The organism is Janthinobacterium sp. LS2A (assembly GCF_036543145.1).
Taxonomy (GTDB): domain Bacteria; phylum Pseudomonadota; class Gammaproteobacteria; order Burkholderiales; family Burkholderiaceae_D; genus Janthinobacterium; species Janthinobacterium aestuarii.
Window position 1 is genome coordinate 128,815 of sequence record NZ_JAZHPB010000004.1, and the last position, 24,953, is coordinate 153,767.

Annotated in this window: 16 protein-coding genes and 1 pseudogene; 12 read left to right on the plus strand and 5 right to left on the minus strand. The window is 63.4% G+C overall.

Annotated features, from left to right (window positions below; genetic code table 11):
• Nucleotides 1-18: 18 nt before the first annotated feature.
• Together V3C40_RS13380 and V3C40_RS13385 are read right to left on the minus strand one after the other, a co-directional pair.
• Nucleotides 19-3,234: a di-heme oxidoredictase family protein gene (locus V3C40_RS13380; protein ID WP_331777682.1), complete on the minus strand. Its 3,216-nt coding sequence runs from the start codon at nucleotides 3,232-3,234 to the stop codon at nucleotides 19-21.
• 287 nt (nucleotides 3,235-3,521) lie between these two features.
• Nucleotides 3,522-4,489: pseudogene (locus tag V3C40_RS13385) on the minus strand (IS1595 family transposase).
• Nucleotides 4,490-4,678: 189 nt separating this feature from the next.
• Between V3C40_RS13385 and V3C40_RS13390 the strand changes: the two are divergent.
• From V3C40_RS13390 to V3C40_RS13425, 8 genes are all read left to right on the plus strand, one after another.
• The gene (locus V3C40_RS13390) at nucleotides 4,679-5,956 is read left to right on the plus strand and encodes a winged helix-turn-helix domain-containing protein (protein ID WP_331777683.1); all 1,278 of its coding nucleotides are present in this window, start codon (nucleotides 4,679-4,681) and stop codon (nucleotides 5,954-5,956) included.
• Nucleotides 5,953-6,945, plus strand: coding sequence for a DUF2804 domain-containing protein (locus tag V3C40_RS13395; protein ID WP_331777684.1), 993 nt, complete (start codon nucleotides 5,953-5,955; stop codon nucleotides 6,943-6,945). Before V3C40_RS13390 ends, V3C40_RS13395 begins: the two co-directional genes overlap by 4 nt.
• A 106-nt stretch (nucleotides 6,946-7,051) precedes the next feature.
• The gene (locus V3C40_RS13400) at nucleotides 7,052-9,718 is read left to right on the plus strand and encodes a bifunctional acetate--CoA ligase family protein/GNAT family N-acetyltransferase (protein WP_072454757.1); all 2,667 of its coding nucleotides are present in this window, start codon (nucleotides 7,052-7,054) and stop codon (nucleotides 9,716-9,718) included.
• 116 nt (nucleotides 9,719-9,834) lie between these two features.
• On the plus strand, nucleotides 9,835-10,467 hold the full coding sequence (locus V3C40_RS13405; RefSeq protein ID WP_331777685.1) for a hypothetical protein: 633 nt from the start codon (nucleotides 9,835-9,837) through the stop codon (nucleotides 10,465-10,467).
• Between the two features lie 202 nt (nucleotides 10,468-10,669).
• On the plus strand, nucleotides 10,670-13,249 hold the full coding sequence (locus V3C40_RS13410) for a DUF349 domain-containing protein (RefSeq protein ID WP_331777686.1): 2,580 nt from the start codon (nucleotides 10,670-10,672) through the stop codon (nucleotides 13,247-13,249).
• A complete protein-coding gene (moaE, locus tag V3C40_RS13415) occupies nucleotides 13,246-13,719 on the plus strand; it encodes a molybdopterin synthase catalytic subunit MoaE (RefSeq protein WP_331777687.1) in 474 nt (157 codons plus the stop codon). The genes V3C40_RS13410 and moaE overlap by 4 nt, the downstream gene beginning before the upstream one ends.
• A 121-nt stretch (nucleotides 13,720-13,840) precedes the next feature.
• Nucleotides 13,841-16,447: an ATP-dependent chaperone ClpB gene (gene clpB, locus V3C40_RS13420; protein WP_331777688.1), complete on the plus strand. Its 2,607-nt coding sequence runs from the start codon at nucleotides 13,841-13,843 to the stop codon at nucleotides 16,445-16,447.
• A 170-nt stretch (nucleotides 16,448-16,617) separates the two neighbouring features.
• Nucleotides 16,618-17,739, plus strand: coding sequence for a polyamine ABC transporter substrate-binding protein (locus tag V3C40_RS13425; RefSeq protein WP_331777689.1), 1,122 nt, complete (start codon nucleotides 16,618-16,620; stop codon nucleotides 17,737-17,739).
• A gap of 84 nt (nucleotides 17,740-17,823) precedes the next feature.
• Here the strand turns inward: V3C40_RS13425 and V3C40_RS13430 are convergent, their stop codons facing one another.
• The 3 genes from V3C40_RS13430 to ppk1 all read right to left on the minus strand — a co-directional run bounded on the left by V3C40_RS13430 (nucleotide 17,824) and on the right by ppk1 (nucleotide 20,727).
• Nucleotides 17,824-17,952, minus strand: coding sequence for a hypothetical protein (locus V3C40_RS13430; RefSeq protein ID WP_256267160.1), 129 nt, complete (start codon nucleotides 17,950-17,952; stop codon nucleotides 17,824-17,826).
• Between the two features lie 197 nt (nucleotides 17,953-18,149).
• Entirely contained in the window at nucleotides 18,150-18,608 is a 459-nt protein-coding gene (gene sixA / locus V3C40_RS13435; RefSeq protein WP_034755059.1) for a phosphohistidine phosphatase SixA, read from the minus strand.
• Between the two features lie 25 nt (nucleotides 18,609-18,633).
• A complete protein-coding gene (ppk1, locus tag V3C40_RS13440; protein WP_034755061.1) occupies nucleotides 18,634-20,727 on the minus strand; it encodes a polyphosphate kinase 1 in 2,094 nt (697 codons plus the stop codon).
• A gap of 271 nt (nucleotides 20,728-20,998) precedes the next feature.
• Between ppk1 and pstS the strand changes: the two genes are divergently transcribed.
• The 4 genes from pstS (at nucleotide 20,999) to pstB (ending at nucleotide 24,934) form a co-directional block, all read left to right on the plus strand.
• A complete protein-coding gene (pstS, locus tag V3C40_RS13445; protein WP_034755063.1) occupies nucleotides 20,999-22,048 on the plus strand; it encodes a phosphate ABC transporter substrate-binding protein PstS in 1,050 nt (349 codons plus the stop codon).
• A gap of 209 nt (nucleotides 22,049-22,257) precedes the next feature.
• Nucleotides 22,258-23,229 (plus strand): phosphate ABC transporter permease subunit PstC, encoded by a 972-nt coding sequence (gene pstC, locus V3C40_RS13450; protein WP_235194289.1) that lies wholly within the window; start codon nucleotides 22,258-22,260, stop codon nucleotides 23,227-23,229.
• Nucleotides 23,226-24,113: a phosphate ABC transporter permease PstA gene (pstA, locus tag V3C40_RS13455; RefSeq protein ID WP_034755067.1), complete on the plus strand. Its 888-nt coding sequence runs from the start codon at nucleotides 23,226-23,228 to the stop codon at nucleotides 24,111-24,113. The genes pstC and pstA overlap by 4 nt, the downstream gene beginning before the upstream one ends.
• A 38-nt stretch (nucleotides 24,114-24,151) precedes the next feature.
• A complete protein-coding gene (gene pstB, locus V3C40_RS13460; protein ID WP_373631409.1) occupies nucleotides 24,152-24,934 on the plus strand; it encodes a phosphate ABC transporter ATP-binding protein PstB in 783 nt (260 codons plus the stop codon).
• Nucleotides 24,935-24,953 lie beyond the last annotated feature (19 nt).

Here is a 24,953-nt window from a genome sequence, read left to right on the forward strand (position 1 = left end):
CAGCGGTGCTTCACATGCTTACAGCGACTTCAGGAAAGCCAGCAGCGTCTCGCGGTCCGTCTTCGACAGATTCTCGAAACGCTGGCGCGCCTTGGTCCCTTCGCCGCCGTGCCACAGGATCGCTTCCGTTAGGCTGCGCGCGCGGCCGTCATGCAGGTAGCCAGCCTTGCCGCCATTGCCCATGACTTTTTCCGTGTAGCCGATGCCCCACAGGGGCGCCGTGCGCCACATGCTGCCTTGCGCCTGTCCTTCCGTGAAGGTGTCGGCCAGTTCGGGGCCCATGTCGTGCAGCAGCAGGTCGGTGTACGGGCGAATGGTCTGGTTGCGCAGTTCCGCAAACAGATGTCCCGCGCCCGTCTTCATTTCCACCGTGTGGCAGGCGGCGCAGCGCATGCCCTGGAACAGCTTCGAACCGGCGGCCACCTGCTGCGGGTCGACCTTGAGTTCCTCGATCGGCGCCACGCCTTTCGGGAAGCCGCTGGCGATGCTGCGCTGTGCCGGCACGGCCACCAGGGCCAGGTATTGCGTGATCGACTGCAGGTCCGCTTCCGAGATGCCCGGCTGGGCGCCTCCCGCCGCGCAGGCTGCCGGCCCCGCCATGCAGGCGCGGTTGCGGTACACGGGCGAGGTGACGGCCATGTCCAGCAGCAGTGCGTCGGCGGCCTGGTGGCGCAAGGTGGCTTTCGCGGCCTTCCAGCCGAAGCGGCCCAGGCGCACGGCGCCCGTCTCCGGTTCATACACATAGTTGGGCAGGCCCATGACGCCGTCGGCATCCGGCGTGCTGCGTGCGCGCGCCAGGATGTCGGCTTCCGGCACGGCTTCCAGCAAGCCCGTGCCGATCATCGGCGGCGCCGCGCGCAGAGAGACGATTTGCGGCACGGGGCCTTCGAAGGCCAAGGTCGGCTTGCGCAGTTCGACCTGCGTGCCATCGGCCAGGGTAGTCTTGCGTGTCGTAAAACCACCCACGCTGACGCTGTTGCCCCAGTTTTGCGGCGCGCCGGACGGCGACACGGCATTCATCTGGATCGCCGTGCCGTATTGCGGGTGCGGCACCTGCTGGCCCGCCGCATTGATGCTGGCGACGCGCACGGCCATCGTGTCGAGGCGCTGGTTCACAGCCATCGGCGCGGGGCTGCGGCCATTGTTGACGTGGCAGGCGATGCAGGCCGACTGGCCGTAGCGCTGTCCCTGCAGGCCGACGGCGGGCGCGTAGCGGTCGTTGCCGCCTTCGTTGTGGTCACCGGTGGTGAAGTTGGTGTGCACAAGGCGGCGGCCCTCGACAAAGCGCTGCATGTTCTGCATGCCGATGTTGTTGTGCGGCTGCTGGAACATGAACAGGGCGTTGTCCGAGTAGTTATACGACACGGAACCGAGGCCGCCGGACAGCGTTTCTTCCGGCAGGGGCACGCCATTGAGGCGCGGCTGCACGCCATACCACGGCCGCAGTCCCGCGCCTACCACATACGTCCATTCGTACGAGTAGTAGCGGATGCCGCCATCATCGCCTTTCGATGCCATCGACGCGGTGGTGGAAAACATCGATGGCGACACTTCGATGATGTCGCCGGCCGTCAGCGCGCGCGCCTTGACCTCGGTGCCATTCGGCATGCCGCCGGCATCGAGGCCGCCATGGCCCGGGTACTCCTTGATCAGCAAGGTGCAGGCGCCGTTGATGCCGTTGGCGTTCGTCAGCCTGTCGTTGGCCGGATAGGCCATCGGCTTGCAGACGGGGACGTTGCGGTCCACCAGTTCGCCGGGCGACATCCAGCCATAGCCCGTCACGCCGGGACGGTCGAAGCCGCGGAAGAAGGCCACGCCGCCGGACAGGAAATCGACGGTGGTGTACTGGTTGACGATCAGCGTAGGCTTGGTGACGCCGCGGACCTTGCTGTTGTCGATGATTTCCACGCCCCAGGTGCGGTTCTTGAAGTACTGCGGCACGAAAGTGAGGTAGTTGCCCGGGCCCTTGTCCTGCGGCAGGTCCGTGACGGGATCGACCGTTTCATTCGGACCGTAGCCGATCTCATTCCATTCCTCGCCCCGCTCGCGGCCATGGCGCGCCAGGCCGCGCGCGCCGAAGCGCGTCACCAGCGTGCCGTCGGCAAGCGTGAATTGCAGGCTTTCCAGCGGCTGCGCGGCGGCGGGCAGCGGTGTCCAGCCGGCGCCGTTGGCGGGGAATTTCAGCGCCGACGTCGCGGTCGACGGCAGGCTGTTGTCGCTGCCCGGCGTCTTGAAGCTCACTTCCAGCAGCGAATAGCCATACTGCGTGGCGCGCGCCACGCCCTGCAGGCGGATGTAGCGGGCATGGATGCCCAGGTTGAAGAATTCCTCGGTGCCGCCGTGGCCATTGCTCACGTAGCGCACTTGCGACCAGTTCTGCCCGTCGTCGGACACTTGCAGCGCGTACTGCTTGCCGTACGCGTTTTCCCACAGCAGTTTCATGTAGCCGACGGGCGTCTTCGCGCCGAAGTCGAACTGTATCCAGGCGCCGTCCTCGAACTTGCTGGCCCAGCGCGTGTCCGTCTTGCCGTCGATCGCCATGGCGGCCGACATGCCGTTGTTTTCCACGGGAGAGGAAGTGGCGGCCACGGGCGAGATGGCCACGCCGGGCTGGCCAGGATCGATGGTGACCGGGGGCGGTTCGGTGACGGGCGGCGTCACGGGCGGCAGTACGGGTGTGCCCGAAAATGCCTGGATTTCAAAGATGGAGTAGCCATACTGGCCCACGCGCTTGACGCCCTGCATGCGCAGGTAGCGTCCTTGCGCGTCGAACCCCGTGATGTCCTCGATGCCGCCCTTGCTGTCGCTGACGTTCTGGATGGTGGTCCAGTGCGTATTGTCGTCCGATACCTGCAGCAGGTAGGCGCTGGCGTGCGCGTTTTCCCAGGCGATATGCACGCGCGTGATGCGCTGCGAGATGCCGAAATCGAGGGTCAGGTATTCATTGTCGGAGAACGCGCTGCCCCAGCGCGTGCCGTCGTTGCGGTCGATCGCGGCGCTGGCCGACAGGTCGCCCCGTTCCGCCGAGCTGGCCGTGGCGGCGACTGGCGTCAGTGCCGTTTCGGCCGATGGCTGCGCCAGCAGGTGCTGGGCCATGGCGGGCGTGGCCGGCTTGTCGCTGCCACCGCCGCCGCATGCCGCCAGCAGCAGGGCCACGGCCAGCGGCAGGTGCCGCCTGGAAAAGTGGATGAAGCCGGCCTGGTGCTGCCGGGGCCGAAGCAGGGATGTGTGCATGCGATCTTCCTTGTTTTTATTGGTTATGCGAGATTGGTCAGACGGGCTACCTCCGCATCCCGCCTATGGTGTTGCGCGTGCTTCACCGCCACGGCAGCGCCTTGCGGGCAAAGATAGGGGAGTGGTTTAATTGCTGTGTGGCAATATTGTTCTTAAGTTATAGAAGCACATACGGCATGTCAAGAAGTCTCGTGCGCTTGTCATCAACTGTTCATATAGCCTGGGTTTTTTGCACTATGCTGGTGCGCAAGGTGACTAAAAATGTGCGAAGGTATGAATAAAATTGGCTATGTCACCGTTAGATGTGGAAATGCACCCAGCGTTGCTTTCAACAGCGTTTCCGGTGAACGGATACGCCTGGCGTCGAGTATCCAACGCCATCCCAGATAGTTCGGCAAGTAGCGCGTCGCCACGCCGTGAAACGGCCCCATCCATTGTCGCAAACGGCTGTGATAGGCGTTGACGTTCTGCACGTGGGCGGCGCCCTGCACGCGGATGCCGGCGCGCAGGTTGACGGCCTGGTGGCTGATCCCCGCTTCCTTGGCGAAGCCCGATAGGCTGCATGACCATCGGTGACCAGCAGCACATCCTTGTCGATGACGGGCAACAAACAGTGATGCAACTGCGCCTTGGTTAGCGCTCCTTTTCCCGTGACGAAATCGAGGGTCTGTCCCGTACGGTCGCGCGCCACCAGGATGCAGACCTGTTCGTTCGATATGCCGCGTTTATGGGCATGGCCGCCCCGGCGGCGGGGCGGACGCGTCATGTTTCTGGATCCCTTTTCCGATTCCAGCAGATATAACTCGTCTGCCTCGGCGATGCCGTGCCGGCCATGCGGCCGGTCCGTCTTTGTCAACGACAAAAAACGGTGGCGCCAGCGAAACGTGGTATTGCGGTGTACGCCCAGCTGTAACGCCGCCTTGCGCACGGAATCCGATGCCAGCAGACAATCGGCGTAATCGAGCCACAAGGTCTTGTGGCGCAGGTGCGCCAGCGGCGTGCCCGTCAAGGCGTTGAAGGTGCGGCCGCAGGGCACGCAACGGTAGCGCTGCAGTCCGTGCACATGACCATGCCGGTGCAGGTGCGCCGAGCCGCAGGCGGGACAGGCCAATCGCGGCTGCGCCACATTTTCCAGCAGCGCGACGGTCGCGTCGTGTGGCGCGTTGCCATGCAGCAGGGCAATGCCTGCCTGCCGCTGGCGTCTGCTCAAACGAGCAAACTGCGCAATCAAGGTGATCCATTCGGCTGACCGCATGATCTGCTCCTGCAGGGTAAGTATGCAGAGTCAGACAAGACATCCAAGGGAAGATTCCGGCATTTCCCCTACTTGCCGATGACAGAGCCATAAAATTCAAGAAAAAATGCGTGGCGCGCGACGGGAATGCGGTATCTTCCTGAAATGCCTGCCGCCGACGCGTCCCTTTTTTTTGAGGAAGAACTGACCTTGCCGATTCCGCCAGCCGCACCGATACTCGCGCCCCTCTCCCTGGCCGCCGCGCGCGCCTTGCACCTGGCCGCACAGGGCTTGCTGCAGGCGCGGCGTAAAAAGGCCGTGAAGGCCGACGTGCTGGCCGCCATCCGCCAGATGGGCGTGCTGCAGATCGACACCATCCATGTGGTCGCGCGTAGCCCGTACCTGGTGCTGTGGAGCCGGCTGGGCGACTATCCGCAGCCGTGGCTCGAGCAATTGCTGGCCGAGGGCGCGCTGTTCGAATACTGGGCGCATGAAGCGTGCTTTGTGCCCATCGAAGACTATGGCTTGTACCGCCACCGCATGCTGGACCCGGCCGCCATGGGCTGGAAATACTCCGTCAAATGGATGGCCGAACAGGGCGAAGCCGTCGCTTCCGTGCTCGAACATATCCGCGCCAACGGCGCCGCACGCTCGGCCGATTTTGAGCGCACGGATGGCCAGGCTGGCGGCTGGTGGAGCTGGAAGCCGGAAAAGCGCTCGCTCGAAGTCTTGTTTACCTCGGGCGTGCTGATGATCGCCAAGCGTCATCAGTTCCAGCGTTATTACGACCTGGCCGAACGGGTGCTGCCGGGCTGGCACGACGGCTTGCTGCCGCCGGAAGAACAGGTGCGCCGGCGCCTGCTGCTGGCCAGCGTGAAGGCGCTGGGCCTGGCGCGCGCCAGCTGGATCAGCGACTACTTCCGCACCAAACAGCCGCGCGCCAGCCTGGCGCACGATTTGCAGGCGCTGGTGGACGAGGGTACGCTGCTGCGCTGCACGGTCGATGGCTGGATGGACGCCGTGTACGTGCATGCCGATCACGCGGAACTGGCGTGTGCGGCGGCCGCCGGCAAGCTGGCGCCCACCCTGACGACGATATTGTCGCCGTTCGACCCTGTCGTCTGGGACCGCCGCCGCGCCCTGGAATTGTTCGGCTTCGACTACCGGCTCGAATGCTACACGCCCGCTGAAAAACGCCGCTACGGCTACTTCACCTTGCCGATCTTGCGCCGTGGCGCGCTCGTGGGACGCCTGGACGCCAAGGCGCACCGCGCGCAGGGGCGCTTCGAGATCAAGTCGCTGGCGCTGGAAGACGGCGTGCGCGTCAGCCCCCGCCTGGTGCAGGACGTGGCTGGCGCCGTGCGGCGCCTGGCGCTGTGGCATGCGTGTCCGCAGGTCGAGATAGCCCAGGCGCAGCCGGCCGCTTTTGGCGCGCTGCTGGCCGAGGCACTGCACGACGGCGGCACCGCCGCAAGGCAGGCCGCATGATGCTGCCGCCGGCTCCGCCCGCGCTGCTCGACGCCGACGGCCAGCCATGTTTCGGCCGCTACACGGGCCAGCTGGATGCTTTCGACTGGGCCGCGCTGGCGCCGCCGTACGCGCGCGGCGGCCTCTGGCGCCTGTTCCACCACAAGCGCTGGCATTACGTGGCCCTGTCGACACCGGCCGTATTTTGCGGCGTGGCCATCGTCGACCTGGGCTGGACCAGCACGGCCTTCGCGTATGCCTTCGACCGCCACAAGGGCAAGATCGTGGCCAGCTTTTCGCAGGATGGCATCCCCGGCCTGTGCGCATCGGTGGCGCCGCATGCGGGCGCCAGCAGCCGTTTCCGTTTTTTGTCGCAAAAAATCAGCATCGAGGCCCAGCCCCAGCAGCGCTACCGTTTGCGGCTCGATTGCGGCCATTTCGGCATCGATGCGGAATGCGGCCCGCCCGTGGCGCCCACCCTGCTGGCCATCGGCCCTGTGGGCGAGGGTGGCAGCGTGCATGCGACGCAAAAGTCGGGCGGCCTGCCCTTGTGGGGCACCGTGCGCTGCGGCGCCGTCGGCTACAGTTTGGACGACGGCGTGGCCAGCTTCGATTATTCGAACGGGCTGCTGGCGCGCGAGACGGAATGGCGCTGGGCTTCGGCGCACAGCCTGGACCTCGGTTTCAATCTGCAGGCCGGCTATTTCGGCGCGCATGAAAATGCGCTGTGGCTCGATGGCCAGCTGTATCCGCTGGGCCGCGCGCATTTCGATTTCAATCCCGACAATCCGCTGGCGCCGTGGCATGTGTGGACGGACGACGATTTGCTCGACCTGCACTTCAAGCCGGAAGGCGCGCGGCGCGAAGACAAGAACCTGTGGATCGCCGCCAGCCGCTACATCCAGCCCATCGGCACGTTCAGCGGCTGGGTGCGCACCAGCGCGGAGTCTCCCAAGCGCATCGTGGCGCAGCTGGCGGGCGTCACGGAAAGCCACCGTTCGCGCTGGTAGGCGCGTGATTTTTTGCGAAACGCGTGACAAGGTCAAGTTTTTTTGGCAACGCATCCTATACACTGGGACGTGACCAAGCCGCTCCGGCAAACCATGAGGCCAGAACATGAGTATCCGTAATCTCGACAAGCTGTTCAAGCCGGCCTCGGTGGCCCTGATCGGCGCCACGGCGCGCGAGCGCAAGCTGGGCGCCATCGCCCTGTACAACCTGCTGGGCGGCGGCTACCAAGGAGAGATTTGGCCCGTCAATCCCAAGTACGACGAACTGATGGGCCTGAAATGCTACCGCAAGCTGGCGCACTTGCCGAAGGCGCCGGACCTGGCCATCATCTGCACGCCGCCCGCCACCATCACGGCCCTGATCCGCGAACTGGGCGCGCTGGGCACGCGCGCGGCCATCGTCATGACGTCGGGCCTCGATCCCGTGCGCGAACAGTCGCTGCGCCTAGCCATGCTGAAAGCGGCCAAGCCGCACCTGCTGCGCATCCTGGGCCCCAACAGCATGGGGCTGCTCGTGCCGAAACTGGGCTTGAACGCCAGCTTCGCCCATGTCGGCGCGACGAGCGGCAAGATCGCCTTCGTCTCGCAATCGGGCGCGCTGGTGTCGGGCGTGCTTGACTGGGCCAATGCGCACGGCGTGGGCTTTTCCAAGTTCATTTCGCTCGGCGCCAGCTACGACATCGATTTTGGCGACCTGCTCGACTACCTGGCCGGCGACATCGACACGGCCGCCATCCTGCTGTACATGGAAGATATCCAGGCGGCGCGCAAGTTCATGTCGGCCGCGCGGGCGGCCGCGCGCAGCAAACCCGTGATCGTCCTGAAAGCGGGGCGCGAGGCGGAAGGCGCGGCCATGGCTGCCTGGCACACGGGCGCGCTGGCCGGCTCCGACGCCGTGTACGACGCGGCCATCCGCCGCGCCGGCATGCTGCGCGTGTATTCGGCCGAAGAGCTGTTCGACGCCGTGGAAACCCTCACGCACATCCGCTCGCAGCGCGGCGAGCGCCTGGCGATCCTGTGCAACGGCGGCGGCCTGGGCGTGATGGCGACCGACGCGCTGGTGAGCAGCGGGGGCAAGCTGGCCGAGCTGTCGCCCGATACCGTGATCGCGCTGGAAAAGGCGCTGCCACGGGGCTGGTCGCACGACAACCCCGTGGGCTTGCCCGGCGACGCGGCCGTGCAGCGCTATGCCGACGCCATCAAGCCGCTGCTCGACGAGCCGCAGGCGGACGCCTTGCTGCTGCTGCACGCGCCCACGGCCATGGTCTCGTCGATCGACATCGCCGAAGCCGTCACGCCGCTGATCAAGGCCACTTCGCGCACGGTGCTGTCATGCCTGCTGGGCGGCACCACCGTGGCGCCCGCGCGCCAGGTCTTCAACCGGGCCGGCATTCCCACCTACGACACGCCGGAAAAGGCCGTGCATGGCTTCATGCAGATCGTGCAGTACCGGCGCAACCAGGAAACCCTGATGCAGGTGCCGGCGCAGCTGCCCATGTCGGCCACGCCGCGCCGCGCCAGGGTGCGCGAAATCGTCGCCGCCGCGCTGGCAGCCGGCCAGACGGTGCTCGGCGAATGCCGCTCGAAAGAGATTTTGGCCGCCTACGGCATTCCCGTCGCCACCACGCGCATGGCAGCCGACGTGGAAGAGGCGCTGGCCGTGGCGGCCGACATCGGCTATCCCGTCGCGCTGAAGATCCATTCGCCCGACATCGCGCACAAATCCGACGTGGGCGGCGTGGCGCTCGACCTCGACACGCCCGACATCCTGCGCACGGCCGCCGCCGCCATGCTCAAGCGCGTGCGCCGCATGCGCCCCGACGCGCTGATCGACGGCTTCACGGTGCAGCAGATGGCGCGCCGGCCGCAATCGCATGAATTGATCGTCGGCGTGACGACCGACGCCGCCTTCGGCCCCGTGATCCTCGTGGGGCAGGGCGGCATCGCCGTGGAAGTGACGGCCGATCACGCCATCGGCCTGCCGCCGCTGAACATGGTGCTGGCGCGCGACATGCTGGCGCGCACGCGCGTGTCGAAACTGCTGGCCGGCTACCGCAACCAGCCGCCGGCCGACATCGACGCCATCTGCTACACCTTGATCCAGGTGGCCGAACTGGTGGCCGACATCGGCGAACTGGCCGAACTCGACATCAACCCGCTCGTGGCCGATGCCGATGGCGTGATCGCCCTCGACGCGCGCATCCGCTTGCAGCCGGGCCAGCAGCGCGACCGCCTGGCCATCCGCCCGTATCCGCAGGAACTGGAAGAGCAGGTGACGTGGATGGACCAGCCGATTCTGCTGCGCCCCATCCGCCCCGAGGATGCGCCGCAGCACATGGACCTGTTCCACGCGCTGGACCCGGACGACGTGCGCCTGCGCTTCTTTACATCCATGCGCGAGCTGCCCGTGTCGCAGCTGGCGCGCCTGACGCAGATCGATTACGACCGCGCCATGGCCTTCATTGCCACGCACACGGGGCCGGACGGCAAGCCGGAAACCCTAGGCGTGGTGCGCGCCGTGGCCGACCCGGACAATATCCACGCCGACTTCGCCATCGCCGTGCGCTCGGCCCTGAAAGGCAAGGGACTGGGCCACATCCTGTTTGAAAAGCTCGTCGATTATTTCCGCAGCCGCGGCACGGAGGCGCTGGTGGGCGAGGCCATGGCGCGCAACAAGGGCATGCAGCGGCTGGTGAAAAGCTTTGGCGGCGACGTCACGCCGTCGGAAGAGCCTGGTGTTGTCAACCTGCATATCGGCTTGCGCGCGCCGTAAAAGAAAGCGCGGCTGGCCCGCCGCGGGTTTGTGCAGGATCAAACCGGCCGCTGTCGGTAGTCTTTACACTTTCACTTCCAGGATCAGATATCCAGCGCATTTTCGGGAGTGAGTGCATGCTTACGGCAACATATATATTGGTTTCCCTGTCGGTGGAACAGGCCAGCATCCGCATGAGCCTGCTGGCTTTTCAGAAATACATGCATGTGCAGCTGCGCCACCAAAGCCGGCTCAATCTGGCCCAGCTGCAGTATGCGGGCGACTGGCTGAGCCGGCTGTACCAGGGCGGCTACTGGCGCAAGGTGGAGATGTATCTGATCCCCGCCATCCGCCAGGCCGCGCCGCATGCGGACGGTTTGCTCAATGAGCTCAACGGTTTGAACCATGCGGCGCTGGAAAGCATCAACGTCGTGCAGCAGCGCGTGGGCGCCGCCATCGACCATTCCGAATCGCAGGCCGAGCAGCTGTGCGCGGCCATCGACGCCTTTTGCGCGGCCTTGCTGCAGCGCCTGGAAAAAGAAGAGCGCGAACTGTTCGCGCTGGCGCGCAAGGTCATCGTCGGCGAAACGTGGTTTGCCATCGCCTACCAGTTCCTCGCCCATGACGCGCGCGCGCAGGAAGCGCGCCGTGGCAAGGCGCAGGTGCTGCCCTTTGTTTTGCCGGCAGCCGGCGGCAGCGCCGAAACGATAGAGGATGGCACAGAGTCCACGTCGCCCGTGCCGCCGCAGCCGCTGCGCGCGCAGGCTTGAACGGGGAGCGAGCACACACCCCGTTCTCGCGCTTGCGCCGGGGGCGCCGCCCTGATTTTGCGCTGGCGCTCCCATGGGGGAAATGCTGTGTTACTCACTGTGCTAATCACTGTGTTGCTCAATTGGTAACTTGTACATACCTGTCCGATGCAATACTCCGGGCTTTGTTATGATGGTGGTTTTGATCCACGCGAAACCCGTCATGTTCGAATTTCTCTTCAAGCGTTCTGCCAGCAAGACTGCCGCACCCGATCCTGTCGTGGCAGAACAGGCCGCCGCCTCGGCGCAGAGCGCATCGCGCCGCGCCGAACAGGTTGCGCGTGCCCATGCCGTGGCCGGCGACGAAGCCGCCGCTGCCGATTTCATCATGTCCAGCGAATTTGCCGATGCCCGTCTGATCGCGGCCGAACACGTCCACGCCTTGCCCTTGCTGGAAAAAGTCCACCACGCCATGCGCAACACGGACCGCCGCGTGGCCAAACTGATGCAGGGCCGCATCGACCTGATCCGCCACCAGGCAGCCGAGACGCAACGCGCCCAGGCCAGCATCGACACGGTACAGCGCCTGTTGAACGATGAAAAGCTGAGCCCGAACCAGGTTGCCGAGCTGGACCGCCAATGGCAAGTCATCAAGGCCACGCCCGAGCTGGCGACGGCGTTTGCCGCCGCGCGCGCCGCACTGGCCGCCCGCCTGGAAGCGCAAGTGGCGCTGCAGCGCGCCGTGATTGACGCCGTCGCCGCCGCGCGCGCCTTGGCTGCCAGCGGCCAGTCCGCCGGCGAGCTGGCGCAGGCGCTGGCCCGCCTCGATGCGGAACATGCGCAGCATGCGCAATCGCCCGAGCGCGCCTCTGTGCCGAAACACCTGGAAACCGATTTCACGCAGGCGCGCGAGCAGGCGCAGTCCGTCTTGCAAGCGCTGCAGCAGCACCAGGCCGTGTTCGACGCGCGTCAGGCCGCGCTGGCCGAATGGCAGGCGCAGGACGCCGCCACTCTGGACGTGGATGTCTTGAAACGCGCTTGGCAAGCTTTGCCGCGCCTGCCCGAGTCGCCATTGTCCGACAGCTTGCAGCAGCAATTTGCGGCCGTGCTGGCCAGCGCGCCGGCGCCCGTGCACGCGGTGCCAGAGGCCGCAGCGGCCCATGCCGAGCCTGTACCTGTACCGCGCAAGCCGCGTCAGGAACACGCACCCGTGTCGAAAGAAGCGACAGAGCAATTCTTCAAGGTGCTCGACGCCATGGAAGCGGCCCTGCAGGATGGCTTGCTGCACGTGGCTTCCGAACACGACAAGACTTTGCGCGACACCAAGCACGGCCGTTTGACGCCGGCGCAAGCTGACCGCCTGGCCCATGTGCGCGCAGAGTTCAAGCGCCTGGCCGACTGGGCGCGCTGGGGCGGCAACGTGTCGCGCGAGGAACTGGTCAAGGCGGGCGAGGAATTGCCGGCGCAGCAACTCCCAATGGCCGAGCTGGCCAAGAAAGTGGGCAGCCTGCGCGAGCGCTGGAAGTCGCTCGACACCTTGTCCGGTCCCGCACCGAAGTCTTTGTGGGAGCGTTTCGACGCGGCCTGCAGCGTGGCCTATGCGCCGGCGGCCCAGCATTTCAAGCAGCTGGCCGAAGAGCGCCACGGCAATGCGGCGAAGGCCCAGGAACTGATCGCGGAAACGGCGGCCCTGGCGGCCGAAGAGAGTACCGACTGGAAACACGTCGCGTCCGCCTCGCAGCGCTTGCGCCAGGCGTGGACGCGCCTGGGCACCATCGACCGCAAGGAAAAGAAACGCCTGGACGCGGAATTTGGCGCCGCGCTGGACGCCCTGTCGAAGCCGCTCGATACGCAGCGCCAGATCGAGACGGCGCGCCGCGAACAATTGATCGTCGAAGTGGGCTTGCTCAAGCCTTCGGAGCGCAACACGGTCGACATGCTGAAAGCCTTGCAGGATAAATGGCAGGAACTGGCGAAAGCCTTGCCGCTCGAGCGCCGCGCGGAACAGGCGCTGTGGCAGCGTTTCCGCGCCGCCTGCGACGACATCTTCGCCAAGCGCAAGGAAACGGCCCACGCGGCCGACCACGAGCGCCGCGAACACCTGCATGCGCGCGAAGCGCTGTGCGCCGCGCTGGAAACGGCCGTCGTGCCCGAGGGCGATGACAAGAGCCGCACCGCCTTCATCAACCACTTGCTGCGCGACACCCGCGCCGCCTGGAACGCCACGGGCCCCGTGCCGCGCGCCAGCGAAGCGAAGATCGAGCAGCGCTACCAGGCGGCCGTCGCCGGCGTGCAAGCGCAAGCGGACGCCATCGCTGAACGGGCTGGCGCGGCCCAGGCCAATGCCTTGCGCGACAAGCTGCGCCTGGTGCAGTCGCTGGAAGCGGCACTGGCTGATGGCGCTGGCACCGATGCGCAAGCATGGAGCGAGCGCTGGAGCGCCTTGCCGCCGCTCGACGCACAATACGAACGCAGCCTGCAGCAGCGCTTTGCCGCCGCCCAGGCCGCGCTGGGCGAGGGCAGCGCCGCCTACGTGCGGCAATTGCAGGCCAACGAGGAGCGCTTGCTCGCTGAAGTCTTGCGCCTGGAAATCGTCGCCGGCGTCGACAGCGGCGCCGAATTTGCCCGCGACCGCCTGAAAATGCAGGTGGAAGTGCTGCAATCGTCGCTGAAATCGGGCCAGAAGCCGCTCACGCAAGCGTCGCAGCTGATGCAGCTGTGCGCGATTGCCGCCGCCACCGATGCGCGCACGGCCAGCCGCATCGAAACCTTGCTGCGCCGTATCGGAGGCAACGTCAAATGAGTACCACCGTCCGCGTCCAGCAAGCTGATTTTGACTTGGGTCAAGAAATCGCACAATTGCGTGCAGGCAACCCCAAGGTGGGCGCCGTCGTCGGCTTCGTCGGCACGGTGCGCGACATGAACGAAGGACTGGACGTGGCCGCCATGGAGCTCGAGCATTATCCGGGCATGACGGAAAAGTCCATTGTAGCCATCGTCGAGCAGGCGCGCGAGCGCTGGCCCCTGTCCGGCGCGCTGGTGATCCACCGTGTAGGTCCCCTGCTGCCGCAGGAGCAGATCGTGCTGGTGGCGGTCTCGTCCGCCCACCGGGGCGAGGCCTTCGCCGCCTGCGAATTCATCATCGACTACCTGAAGACGGAAGCGCCATTCTGGAAGAAGGAAGACACGCCCGAAGGGGCGCGCTGGGTCGATGCGCGCGACAGCGACGAGACGGCGTTAAACAAGTGGGCTGCAAAAGCAAGCGCCATTTGAATCGTACGGGTCCCGCACCGTAGCTTTTGCCCAAATGCATCGGTTTTCTGCTTTGTGTATGCTTGAAAAGTACTCTCTCACCCCAATTTGGTTAACAACTAATTAACCGGGAGCGCTTTTCATGCGACAAGACAAACTCACTACCAAATTACAGGAAGCCCTGGCCGATGCGCAAAGCTTGGCCGTGGGCAATGACAACCCCTATATCGAACCAGTCCATTTGCTGACGGCCCTGTTGAACCAGGACGACGGCGGCGCCCGCTCGCTGTTGCAGCGTGCCGGCGTCAACGTGGGCGGCCTGTCCAAGGCCCTGGGCGCCTCGATCGAACGCTTGCCCAAGGTATCGGGCACGGGCGGCGACGTGCAGGTCAGCCGCGAATTCGTCGCCTTGCTGAACCTCGCTGACAAGGAATCGCAGAAGGCGGGCGACCAGTTCGTCTCCAGCGAAATGGTCTTGCTGGCGATGACGGACGACAAGTCCGACTGCGGCAAGCTGGCGCGCGAAAACGGCCTGACCCGCAAGGCACTGGAAGCGGCCATCGACGCCGTGCGCGGTGGCAACAAGGTCGACTCGCAAGAGGCCGAAGGCCAGCGCGAAGCCTTGAAAAAATACACCTTGGACCTGACGGAGCGGGCGCGCAAGGGCAAGCTCGACCCTGTGATCGGCCGCGACGATGAAATCCGCCGCACCATCCAGATCCTGCAGCGCCGCAGCAAGAACAATCCCGTGCTGATCGGCGAACCGGGCGTGGGCAAGACGGCCATCGTCGAAGGCCTGGCGCAGCGCATCGTCAATGGCGAAGTGCCCGAGTCCCTGAAAGGCAAGCGCGTACTGTCGCTGGACATGGCCGCTTTGCTGGCCGGCGCGAAATTCCGCGGCGAATTCGAGGAGCGCCTGAAATCCGTGCTGAAGGAACTGGCCATGGATGAAGGGCAAACCATCGTCTTCATCGACGAGATGCACACCATGGTGGGCGCGGGCAAGGCCGAAGGCGCGATGGACGCGGGCAATATGCTCAAGCCGGCGCTGGCGCGCGGCGAGCTCCATTGCGTGGGCGCGACGACCCTCGACGAGTACCGCAAGTACATCGAGAAGGATGCCGCGCTGGAACGGCGCTTCCAGAAAGTGCTCGTCGACGAGCCGACCGTGGAAGCGACGATTGCCATCCTGCGCGGCTTGCAGGATAAATACGCGCTGCACCACAAGGTGGAGATCACGGACGCGGCCATCATTGCCGCCGCCGAGCTGTCGCACCGCTACATCACGGACCGCTTCCTGCCCGACAAGGCGATCGACCTGATCGACGAGGCGGCGGCGAAGATCAAGATCGAGATCGATTCGAAGCCGGAAGTGATGGACAAGCTGGAGCGCCGCTTGATCCAGCTGAAGATCGAGCGCGAAGCCGTCAAGAAGGAAAAGGACGAGGCCTCGTTGCGCCGCCTGGGCCTGATCGAGGAAGAGATCGTCAAGCTGCAGCGCGAATACAATGACTTCGAGGAAATCCTGAAGGCGGAAAAAGCCGTGGTGCAAGGCAGCACGCACATCAAGGAAGAGATCGAAAACGTCAGGCTGCAGATGGAGCAGGCCACGCGCGAGAGCAACTGGCAGAAAGTGTCGGAGCTGCAGTACGGCAAGCTGCCGCAGCTGGAAGCCCAGCTTAAGCAGGCTGACAGCGGCATGCCGAAACTCGACCCCGACCAGCCGAAGCTGCTGCGCACGGAAGTGGGCGCCGAGGAAATCGCCGAAGTGGTGTCGCGCGCGACGGGCATACCCGTGTCGCGCATGATGCAGGGCGAGCGCGACAAGCTGCTGCATATCGAAGAGAAGCTGCATGAGCGCGTCGTGGGCCAGGATGAGGCGATCACGGCCGTGGCGGACGCCATCCGCCGCTCGCGCGCCGGCTTGAGCGATCCGAACCGTCCGTACGGTTCCTTCATGTTCCTGGGGCCGACGGGCGTCGGCAAGACGGAATTGAGCAAGGCGCTGGCCACTTTCCTGTTCGATACGGAAGAATCGATGATCCGCATCGACATGAGCGAGTTCATGGAGAAGCATTCCGTGGCCCGTTTGATCGGCGCGCCACCGGGCTACGTGGGCTACGACGAGGGCGGCTACCTGACGGAAGCCGTGCGCCGCAAGCCGTACAGCGTGATCCTGCTCGACGAAGTGGAAAAGGCCCATGCCGACGTCTTCAACGTGCTGCTGCAAGTGCTCGACGACGGACGCATGACGGATGGCCAGGGCCGCACGGTGGACTTCAAGAATACCGTCATCATCATGACCTCGAACCTGGGTTCGCATAAAATCCAGGCCATGGAAAGCGATGATCCCGGTGTCGTGAAGCTGGCCGTGATGGCCGAGGTACGCTCGCACTTCCGTCCCGAGTTCGTCAACCGTATCGACGAAATCGTCGTGTTCCACGGCCTCGACGAGAAAAACATCGGCGCGATCGCGAAGATCCAGCTGAAGATTCTCGAAGAACGCCTGGCGCGCATGGACATGCAGCTGAGCCTGACCGACGCGGCCTTGCAGCAAATCGCCGAAGCGGGCTACGACCCGGTGTATGGCGCCCGTCCTTTGAAGCGGGCGATCCAGCAGCAGATCGAAAATCCGCTGTCGAAGCTGATCCTGGAAGGCAAATTCGGCCCGAAAGACGAGATCCGCATCGACGCCCAGAACGGCAACCTGGTGTTTGCGGGTGCGCAGGTGGGGCTGGATAAGGTGTAATGTCGCAAAGGCCGGGGTCAGACCCTCGTCATTGTTAGCGCTGAATTTTGCGTTGGCGGTGTTGGGGGTCTGACCCCAGCGGTGAAAGCAGGGCGGTATCAGGCTAGACCTGATGCCGCCCTTCTTGCTATCATCGTCACTATTTTCTGACTAATTCCGGAGGCGGTACGATGGCAAACACATGGCAAGCAGGGCGGCGCATTGGAGTGGGATTGGCCTTGGCAGCGGCCGTACTGGCCTTGCCTGCGCACGCTCAGGCTCAGGAAGAGAAGGTCCTGAACATCTATAACTGGTCGGACTATATCGGCGACGATACGATCAAGAATTTTGAGAAGGAAACGGGCATCAAGGTGCGCTACGACGTTTTCGACAATAACGAAATCCTCAATGCGAAACTGGTGGCGGGCAAGTCCGGCTACGACATCGTCGTGCCGACGGCCCAGTGGGCGCGCCTGCAGATCGATGCGGGCCTGCTGCGTAAACTCGACAAGAGCAAGCTGACGAACCTGGGCAATCTGGACCCGAACCTGCAGGCCAAGCTGTCGAAGATCGACCCGAACAACGATTACCTGGTCGACTGGCTGTGGGGCTACACGACGGTGGGCATCAACGTCAACAAGGTCAAGGCCGCGCTGGGCGGCATGCCCATGCCCGACAACGCCTGGGAACTGATTTTCGACCCGAAATATGCAGCCAAGCTGAAATCGTGCGGCGTGTCCTTCCTCGACTCGCCGTCGGAAGTGCTGCCGGCCGCCCTGCAATACCTGGGCAAGCCCGCCTACTCGAAAACGGCCGCCGACTACCAGGAAGCGGGCAAAGTGCTGCAATCGATCCGTCCCTACGTGACTCTGTTCAGCTCGTCAGGCTACATCAATGACATGGCCAACGGTTCCGTCTGCGTGGCACTGGGCTGGTCGGGCGACATCAATATCGCGCGCCAGCGCGCCATCGATGCGAAGAACGGCAATGTGATCCAGGTGCTGGTGCCGAAGACGGCCGCCTTGATGTTCGACACCATGGCCATCCCGGCCGACGCGCCGCACCCGAACAATGCGCACCTGTTCATCAACTATATTTTGCGCCCGCAAGTGCATGCCAGCCTGAGCAACAAGGTGTTCTATGCGAACCCGAATCCGGCCAGCATCAAATATGTGCGCAAGGACATCGGCGAGAACAAGGCCATCTTCCTGTCGGACGCCGACAAGCAGCGCATGGCCGCGCCTGAAGCGACCACGGCCGATATCCGCCGCTTGATGACGCGCATCTATACGAAGTTCAAAACGGGAGTGTAAGACGGGAGTATAAAAACGATGATGGCGCGAGGGACGGGCCTGTTGGGCCGTCGCTGGCGCCATGCGATAGTGCCGAGGTGAGCGCTACTCGTGATAGCGGTCCATCAGCTTATGGTGGCTGCCGCGCATTTCTTCGACCAGTTCAAAGGCGACAAAGCCGATGATGGCGGCGAAGATGGCGATGAAGAGAAAAACGAGGAAGGTGATTAACATGGTCTTTCAGCCGCCGTTGGACGGCTGTCCGCTGGGTTGCTCAATGTGCGGGAGCAGGGCTCTTGCACGTAGTTGATGCAATTAAACTCTAGCAGATCGGCAGCGCTTTACAAGGCTGCTGAGTTGCGAACGCCACTAGTATTTGTCCCAGCGCACTTTTTGCGCATTTCCCCGCATCGCCCCCTTTTTCACGACCCTTACTTCACCACCAGGTCATGCGCCATCACCGCCTTCAAATAGATACTGACGGGGTCGCCTGGCTCGCGCTGTGAAAACCACCAGGCGCTGGCCTTGCGCATTTCCCATTCCTGTTCCTCGCCCGTCAGCAGCAGGGCGGCCGCCTGGCCCAGGGTGGGCTGGTGCCCGACGATGAGCACGGTTTCCTTGCCGCCGGGCCAGTTGGCCGCCTTCAGGATGTCTTCCGCCTCGGCGCCGGGCGCCAGTTCCGGCATCAGCTTGAACTTGCGCCCCAGCGCCTCCGCCGTTTGCAGGGTGCGCAGGGCGGGGCTGACGAGGATACGGCAATTTTCCGGTAGTTGCGAGGCCAGCCATTCCCCCATGCGGCGCGCCTGTTTCTGGCCTTTGACGGTCAGGGCGCGTTCGAGGTCGGGGACGCCCGGCTCGGCTTCTGCGTGTCGCCACAAGATGAGATCCATGCTGTACTCCTCTGTGTTGAATTGCCTATTCGCCGACCTCCGCGCCCGGCGTGCCCAGTGTGTGCATCAGGTATTGCTGGGCGCTGAACGGCGTTTGCTTGCCGCGCGGCTTGCGGCGTGCGTAATGACCGGTCGGCTCCAGTTCCCATGCATTTGTATTATCCTTCAAATACGGATTCAGGCCCTCGGCGATCACGCGCCGTTTCAGCGCCCGGTCAAGCACAGGGAACGCCACTTCCACCCTGCGGAACAGGTTGCGGCTCATCCAGTCGGCGCTGGCCAGGTAGACATCGTGCGCCAGGTCGTTGCGGAAGTAATAGATGCGGCTGTGTTCGAGGAAACGGCCGATCACGGAGCGCACCTTGATGTTTTCCGACAGGCCAGGCACGCCCGGCTTCAGGGTGCAGGCGCCGCGCACGATCAGGTCGATCTTCACGCCATCGGTCGAGGCCGCATACAGGGCGCGGATCACGGATTCGTCGACGAGCGCGTTGACTTTCACGATGATGCGCCCGCGCCGGCCGGATCTGGCGATCTTCGCCTCGTTGCGGATGGCCTTGATGATCTCGCTTTGCAGGCCGAACGGCGCCAGCCACAAGTGGTTCAGGTTGTGCGGCTTGGTCAGGCTGGTCAGGTGGATGAAGACTTCATTGACTTCGACGGCCAGGTCCTGGTTGGCCGTCAGCAAACCGAAGTCCGTGTACAGCTTGGTCGTTGTCGGGTGATAGTTGCCGGTGCCCAAGTGGGCGTAGAAGCGCAGCGCGCCTTCTTCGCGGCGGATGACGAGCGCTACCTTGGCATGGGTTTTCAGTCCCACGACGCCGTACACGACCTGTGCGCCCGCCTGTTCCAGTTTGTCGGCCCAGTTGATATTGGCCTCTTCGTCGAAACGCGCCATCAATTCCACGATGACGGTCACTTCCTTGCCCATCTTCGCCGCCGTGATCAGCGACTCCATCAGGTCCGAGTTCATGCCCGTGCGGTAGATCGTCTGCTTGATGGCGACGACGGACGGATCGTAGGCGGCGCTGCGGATGAAGTCGATCACCGTCTGGAACGACTGGTAGGGGTGGTGCAGCAGGATGTCGTGCTTGCTCAGCGCGGCAAAGATGTCGTTGCCGATGGCTTTATGCGCGAGGCCGGGGAAGAACGGCGGGAAGCGCAGCTCGGGCTGCTTGACGTGGTCGATCATTTCCGACAGGCGCACCAGATTGACGGGGCCGTTGACGCGGTACAGCCGGCTTTGATCCAGGCTGAACTGGTCGAGCAGGAATTGCGACAATTCTGGCGGGCAATTGCGCGCCACTTCCAGGCGCACCGAGGTGCCGAACTGGCGGCCGACCAGCTCGCCTTTCAGGGCCTGGCGCAGATTCTTGACTTCATCCTCGTCCACCCACAGGTCGCTGTCGCGCGTGACGCGGAACTGCGAATAGGCGATTACTTCGCGCCCGGCGAACAGGTCGGAAATGTGCGCATGGATGACAGACGACAATAAACAGAAGGACACGCCATCGCCGGAAATCTCGTCCGGCAGCTTGATGACGCGCGGCAAGACGCGTGGCGCCTTGACGATGGCGATCGCCGTGCCGCGCCCGAACGCATCCTTGCCGCTCAGCGAAACGATGAAATTGAGACTTTTATTGACTACTTGCGGGAACGGGTGGGCCGGGTCGAGGCCGATTGGCGTCAGCAGGGGGCGCACTTCGCGGTCGAAATACTGCTTGACCCACGCGCGCTGCGCCTCGTTGCGGTCGCTGTCGCGCAGCAAATGCACGCCCGCTTCGCGCAGGGCCGGCAAGACTTCGCTATTTAATATCTCGTACTGGCGCTCCACCAGCGCATGGCATTCCTTGCCGATGCGCTCCAGGTTGGCCGCCAGGGCAGGGTGGCCGGCCAGCGAACCGCCGATGCTGCCAGCCGCCAAGAGGCTGGCCACGCGCACTTCGAAGAACTCATCCATATTGCTGCTGACGATGCACAGGTAGCGCAGGCGCTCGAGCAGCGGAATGTTCGGGTCTTCCGCCTGGGCCATCACGCGCCGGTTGAAAGTCAGTTGCGACAACTCGCGGTCAAGCAGGATGCCCGATTTGGTCACTTCCGTGTGCAGTTCAGGTTTCATATTCTTTTGTCTTTGCAGATAGTTAATTCTAGCCGTATTTCATCATGTATGACGCGTTGTGAGTGTAATCATGAAATATGACGTAAGCGTGACATAAGCTGTCATAAAGCGTCGCCGGTCCTGTCATTTTTCGCGCCGAAAATGGCAATTCCCCGGGCGTAGGCAATTATTTCAGGATTTTTTGGCCATGTCATAAAGCTGTCATATTCGCTTGCTAGACTGCGCAGCATTCAACCGGGACTTTGAGCCCCAACAACCCTGAGGACTTGATATGCAAATGAAGCAAATGTTCAAATTTATCGTCGTGGGTGCTTCGGCAGCGATGGCATTTTCTTCCGCTTCCGTCATGGCGGCAGATATGACAGGTGCTGGCGCAACCTTCCCGTACCCGATCTACGCCAAATGGGCTGAGACGTACAAAGCCAACACGGGCAATGGCCTGAACTACCAGTCCGTCGGTTCCGGCGCTGGCATCAAGCAAATCAAGGCCAAGACTGTTGAATTCGGCGCTTCGGACATGCCTTTGAAGGCGGAAGAGCTGGAAGAAGCGGGCCTGATGCAGTTCCCGGCCATCATGGGCGGCGTGGTCACGATCGTCAACCTGGACGGCGTAACCCCAGGCCAGCTGAAAATGACGGGTAAAGTCGTTGCCGACATCTACCTGGGCAAGATCACCAAGTGGAGCGCGCCTGAAATCGCCGCACTGAACAGTGGCGTCAAGCTGCCGGACACGGAAATCACCGTGGTGCACCGCGCCGACGGTTCGGGCACGTCGTTCCTGTTCACCGACTTCCTGTCGAAAACCAACCCGGAATTCAAATCGAAAATCGGCGCTGGCTCGGCTGTGAAATGGGCCGTGGGCGTGGGCGGCAAGGGTAACGAAGGCGTCGCCGCCAACGTGCAGCGTATCAAGGGTTCGATCGGCTACGTCGAGTGGGCTTACGCCAAGAAAAACAAGATGTCGCACACCCAGCTGCAAAACAAGGACGGCAACTTCCTGCAGCCTGACGACGAAAACTTCAAGGCAGCAGCCGCTTCGGCACCTTGGACGCAAACCCCAGGCTTCGGCGTGGTCCTGACCGACCAGGCTGGCAAGAACAGCTGGCCTATCACGGGCGTGTCGTTCATCCTGATGCACAAAGTCCAGGCTGACGCAGCCAAGGCCAAAGAAGTCCTGAAATTCTTCGACTGGGCCTACAAAAACGGCGGCGCCGCTGCCGTTGAACTGGACTACGTGCCTATGCCGGCATCGGTCGTGAAACTGGTGCAGGAATCGTGGAAAGCCAACCTGAAAGATGCATCGGGCAAAGCCATCTATTAATTCGATAGCTTGACCATGTAAGTACCTGACATCCTTGCCCCGCCAGCAGCACGGCGGGGCAGGGAGTTAGCCAGGACCGCCCGCAAGCCCTTGCAGGCGTTCCCGGCTAAAAGAGCACGATAAAAATAGCAGTACCTGCAGTACCACCCATATGGCACACTATGAGCGCACAATCTACCTCCTCCACGATCCCCATGCCAGGCGGCACCATGACCGATTCCATCAGTCACGCGCAAATGCTTTCCACCATGCGCAAGCAGCGCTTCCAGGATTTCATGTTCCACAAGGTGACGATGCTGTTCGCCCTGTCGGTGCTGATCGTCCTGGTCGGCATCATCATTTCGCTGATCATGGAATCGATACCGGCCTTCAAGACCTTCGGCCTGCATTTCATCGTGTCCGCGGAATGGGACCCCGTCAATGACCAGTACGGCGCCCTGATCCCCATCATCGGCACCCTGGTGACGTCGGTCATCGCCTTGCTGATCGCCTTTCCCGTCAGCTTCGGCATTGCCCTGTTCCTCACGGAAATCTGCCCGGCCTGGCTGCGCCGCCCGCTGGGCACGGCTGTCGAGCTGCTGGCCGGCGTGCCGTCGATCATCTACGGCATCTGGGGCCTGTTCGTGTTCGCGCCCCTGTTTGCCGACCACGTCCAGCCCATCCTGAAAGCCACCTTGGGCAACGTGCCCGTCATCGGCCAGCTGTTCAGCGGCCCCATGATGGGCATCGGCCTGCTGACGGCCGGCTTGGTGCTGGCCATCATGATCATCCCCTTCATCGCTTCCGTGATGCGCGACGTGTTCGAGATCGTTCCAGCCGTGCTGAAGGAATCCGCATACGGCCTGGGCTGCACGCGCTGGGAAGTGGTGCGCAAGATCGTCTTGCCATACACCAAGACCGGCGTCGTTGGCGGCGTCATGCTGGGCCTGGGCCGCGCGCTGGGCGAGACCATGGCCGTGACCTTCGTCATCGGCAATGCGAATAAACTGTCGTGGTCGCTGTTTGCCGCCGGTAACAGCATCACCTCCCTGCTGGCGAACGAGTTCGGCGAAGCGCAATCTGCGCTGCACGTGTCCTCGCTGTTCTCGCTGGCCCTGATCCTGTTCGTCATCACCTTTATCGTCTTATCCGCCGCCAAGCTGATGCTGGCTGGCATGTCCCGCAAGGAAGGCACTAAATGAGCCAAGTAAGCACTCTCGACGCTCCGGCCAAGCCGGCCATGAACCCCGTCTACCGCAAGCGCCTGCTGATGCACCGTGTCGGCATCGCCCTGTCGGTGGCCGCCATGGCCTTGGGCCTGGCCGTGCTCGTGTGGATTTTGTTCACCCTGGTGATCAAGGGTTTCGGCGCACTGTCCATCGACCTGTTCACACAAACGACGCCGGCTCCCGGCAGCGAAGGCGGCGGCTTGATCAATGCCATCGTCGGCAGCGCGCTGATGGTGGGCCTGGCCACCGTCGTCAGCACCCCGATCGGCATCCTGGCCGGCATCTACCTGGCCGAATACGGCGAAGAAAACAAGCTGGCGCAAGTGACGCGTTTCGTCACCGACATCATGCTGTCGGCGCCATCGATCGTCATCGGCCTGTTCGTGTATGCGCTGTACGTGGCCCATGTGAAACACTTCTCCGGTTATGCGGGCGCCATCGCGCTGTCGCTGATCGCCGTGCCCGTGGTCGTGCGCACGACGGACAATATGCTGCGTCTGGTACCGAACAGCCTGCTGGAAGCCGCGTTTGCCCTCGGCGCGCCGCGCTGGAAAGTGGCCACCCTCGTGCGCTTGCGCGCCGTGAAAGCTGGCGTGATCACCGGCGTACTGCTGGCATTGGCCCGCATCGCCGGCGAAACGGCGCCGCTGCTGTTCACGGCCCTGAATAACCAGTTCCAAAGCTTCAACATGAATGCGCCGATGGCCAACTTGCCGTCCGTCATCGCATCGTTTGCGATGAGCCCGTACGACAACTGGCGCTCGCTGGCCTGGGGCGGCGCACTGCTGATCACCTTCAGCGTGCTGGCCTTGAATATCCTGTCGCGCACCGTGTTCAGCCAAAAAGTCCCTAATTAAACAGATACCGAGCGAAGCGAACCCATATGAATACGCAAATGAATCCAGCACAAGACCTGGCACCAAAGAAAAAAACCATCGAGATTTCGGGCCTGAACTTTTTTTACGGCAAAACGCAAAGCTTGCATAACGTCAACCTGGACATCCACGAGAAGAAGGTCACGGCCTTCATCGGCCCGTCCGGTTGCGGCAAGTCGACCCTGTTGCGTACGCTGAACCGCATGTACGACCTGTATCCGGGCCAGCGCGCGGAAGGCTCGATCCTGTATCGCGGCCGCAACGTGCTCGACGCGGACCAGGACGTCAACATGCTGCGCGCCAAGGTCGGCATGGTGTTCCAGAAGCCGACGCCGTTCCCCATGTCCGTCTACGACAACATCGCCTTCGGCGTGCGCCTGTATGAAGACCTGTCGAAGGGCGAGATGGACGAGCGCGTCGAGTGGGCCCTGAAAAAGGCCGCGCTGTGGGGCGAAGTCAAGGACAAGCTGACCAAGAGCGGCCTGTCGCTGTCGGGCGGCCAGCAGCAGCGCTTGTGCATCGCGCGCGGCGTGGCCGTCAAGCCTGACGTCTTGCTGCTCGATGAGCCGACCTCGGCGCTGGACCCGATCTCGACCTCGAAGGTGGAAGAACTGATCAGCGAACTGAAACAGGATTACACGATCGCCATCGTGACGCACAATATGCAGCAGGCGGCGCGCTGCTCCGACTACACGGCCTATATGTATCTGGGCGAGCTGGTGGAATTCGGCGAAACGGACCAGATCTTCATGAATCCGGCCCGCAAGGAAACGCAGGATTACATCACGGGCCGCTTCGGCTGATCCGCCCCGCGCATACACA

Bases quoted from the DNA above. Each gene is read 5' to 3' on its own strand.
- V3C40_RS13380 (WP_331777682.1), bottom strand. From the start codon at position 3,234: ATGCACACATCCCTGCTTCGGCCCCGGCAGCACCAGGCCGGCTTCATC.
- V3C40_RS13395 (WP_331777684.1), top strand. From the start codon at position 5,953: ATGATGCTGCCGCCGGCTCCGCCCGCGCTGCTCGACGCCGACGGCCAG.
- V3C40_RS13400 (WP_072454757.1), top strand. From the start codon at position 7,052: ATGAGTATCCGTAATCTCGACAAGCTGTTCAAGCCGGCCTCGGTGGCC.
- V3C40_RS13405 (WP_331777685.1), top strand. From the start codon at position 9,835: ATGCTTACGGCAACATATATATTGGTTTCCCTGTCGGTGGAACAGGCC.
- V3C40_RS13410 (WP_331777686.1), top strand. From the start codon at position 10,670: ATGTTCGAATTTCTCTTCAAGCGTTCTGCCAGCAAGACTGCCGCACCC.
- moaE (WP_331777687.1), top strand. From the start codon at position 13,246: ATGAGTACCACCGTCCGCGTCCAGCAAGCTGATTTTGACTTGGGTCAA.
- clpB (WP_331777688.1), top strand. From the start codon at position 13,841: ATGCGACAAGACAAACTCACTACCAAATTACAGGAAGCCCTGGCCGAT.
- V3C40_RS13425 (WP_331777689.1), top strand. From the start codon at position 16,618: ATGGCAAACACATGGCAAGCAGGGCGGCGCATTGGAGTGGGATTGGCC.
- V3C40_RS13430 (WP_256267160.1), bottom strand. From the start codon at position 17,952: ATGTTAATCACCTTCCTCGTTTTTCTCTTCATCGCCATCTTCGCCGCC.
- sixA (WP_034755059.1), bottom strand. From the start codon at position 18,608: ATGGATCTCATCTTGTGGCGACACGCAGAAGCCGAGCCGGGCGTCCCC.
- ppk1 (WP_034755061.1), bottom strand. From the start codon at position 20,727: ATGAAACCTGAACTGCACACGGAAGTGACCAAATCGGGCATCCTGCTT.
- pstS (WP_034755063.1), top strand. From the start codon at position 20,999: ATGCAAATGAAGCAAATGTTCAAATTTATCGTCGTGGGTGCTTCGGCA.
- pstC (WP_235194289.1), top strand. From the start codon at position 22,258: ATGACCGATTCCATCAGTCACGCGCAAATGCTTTCCACCATGCGCAAG.
- pstA (WP_034755067.1), top strand. From the start codon at position 23,226: ATGAGCCAAGTAAGCACTCTCGACGCTCCGGCCAAGCCGGCCATGAAC.
- pstB (WP_373631409.1), top strand. From the start codon at position 24,152: ATGAATCCAGCACAAGACCTGGCACCAAAGAAAAAAACCATCGAGATT.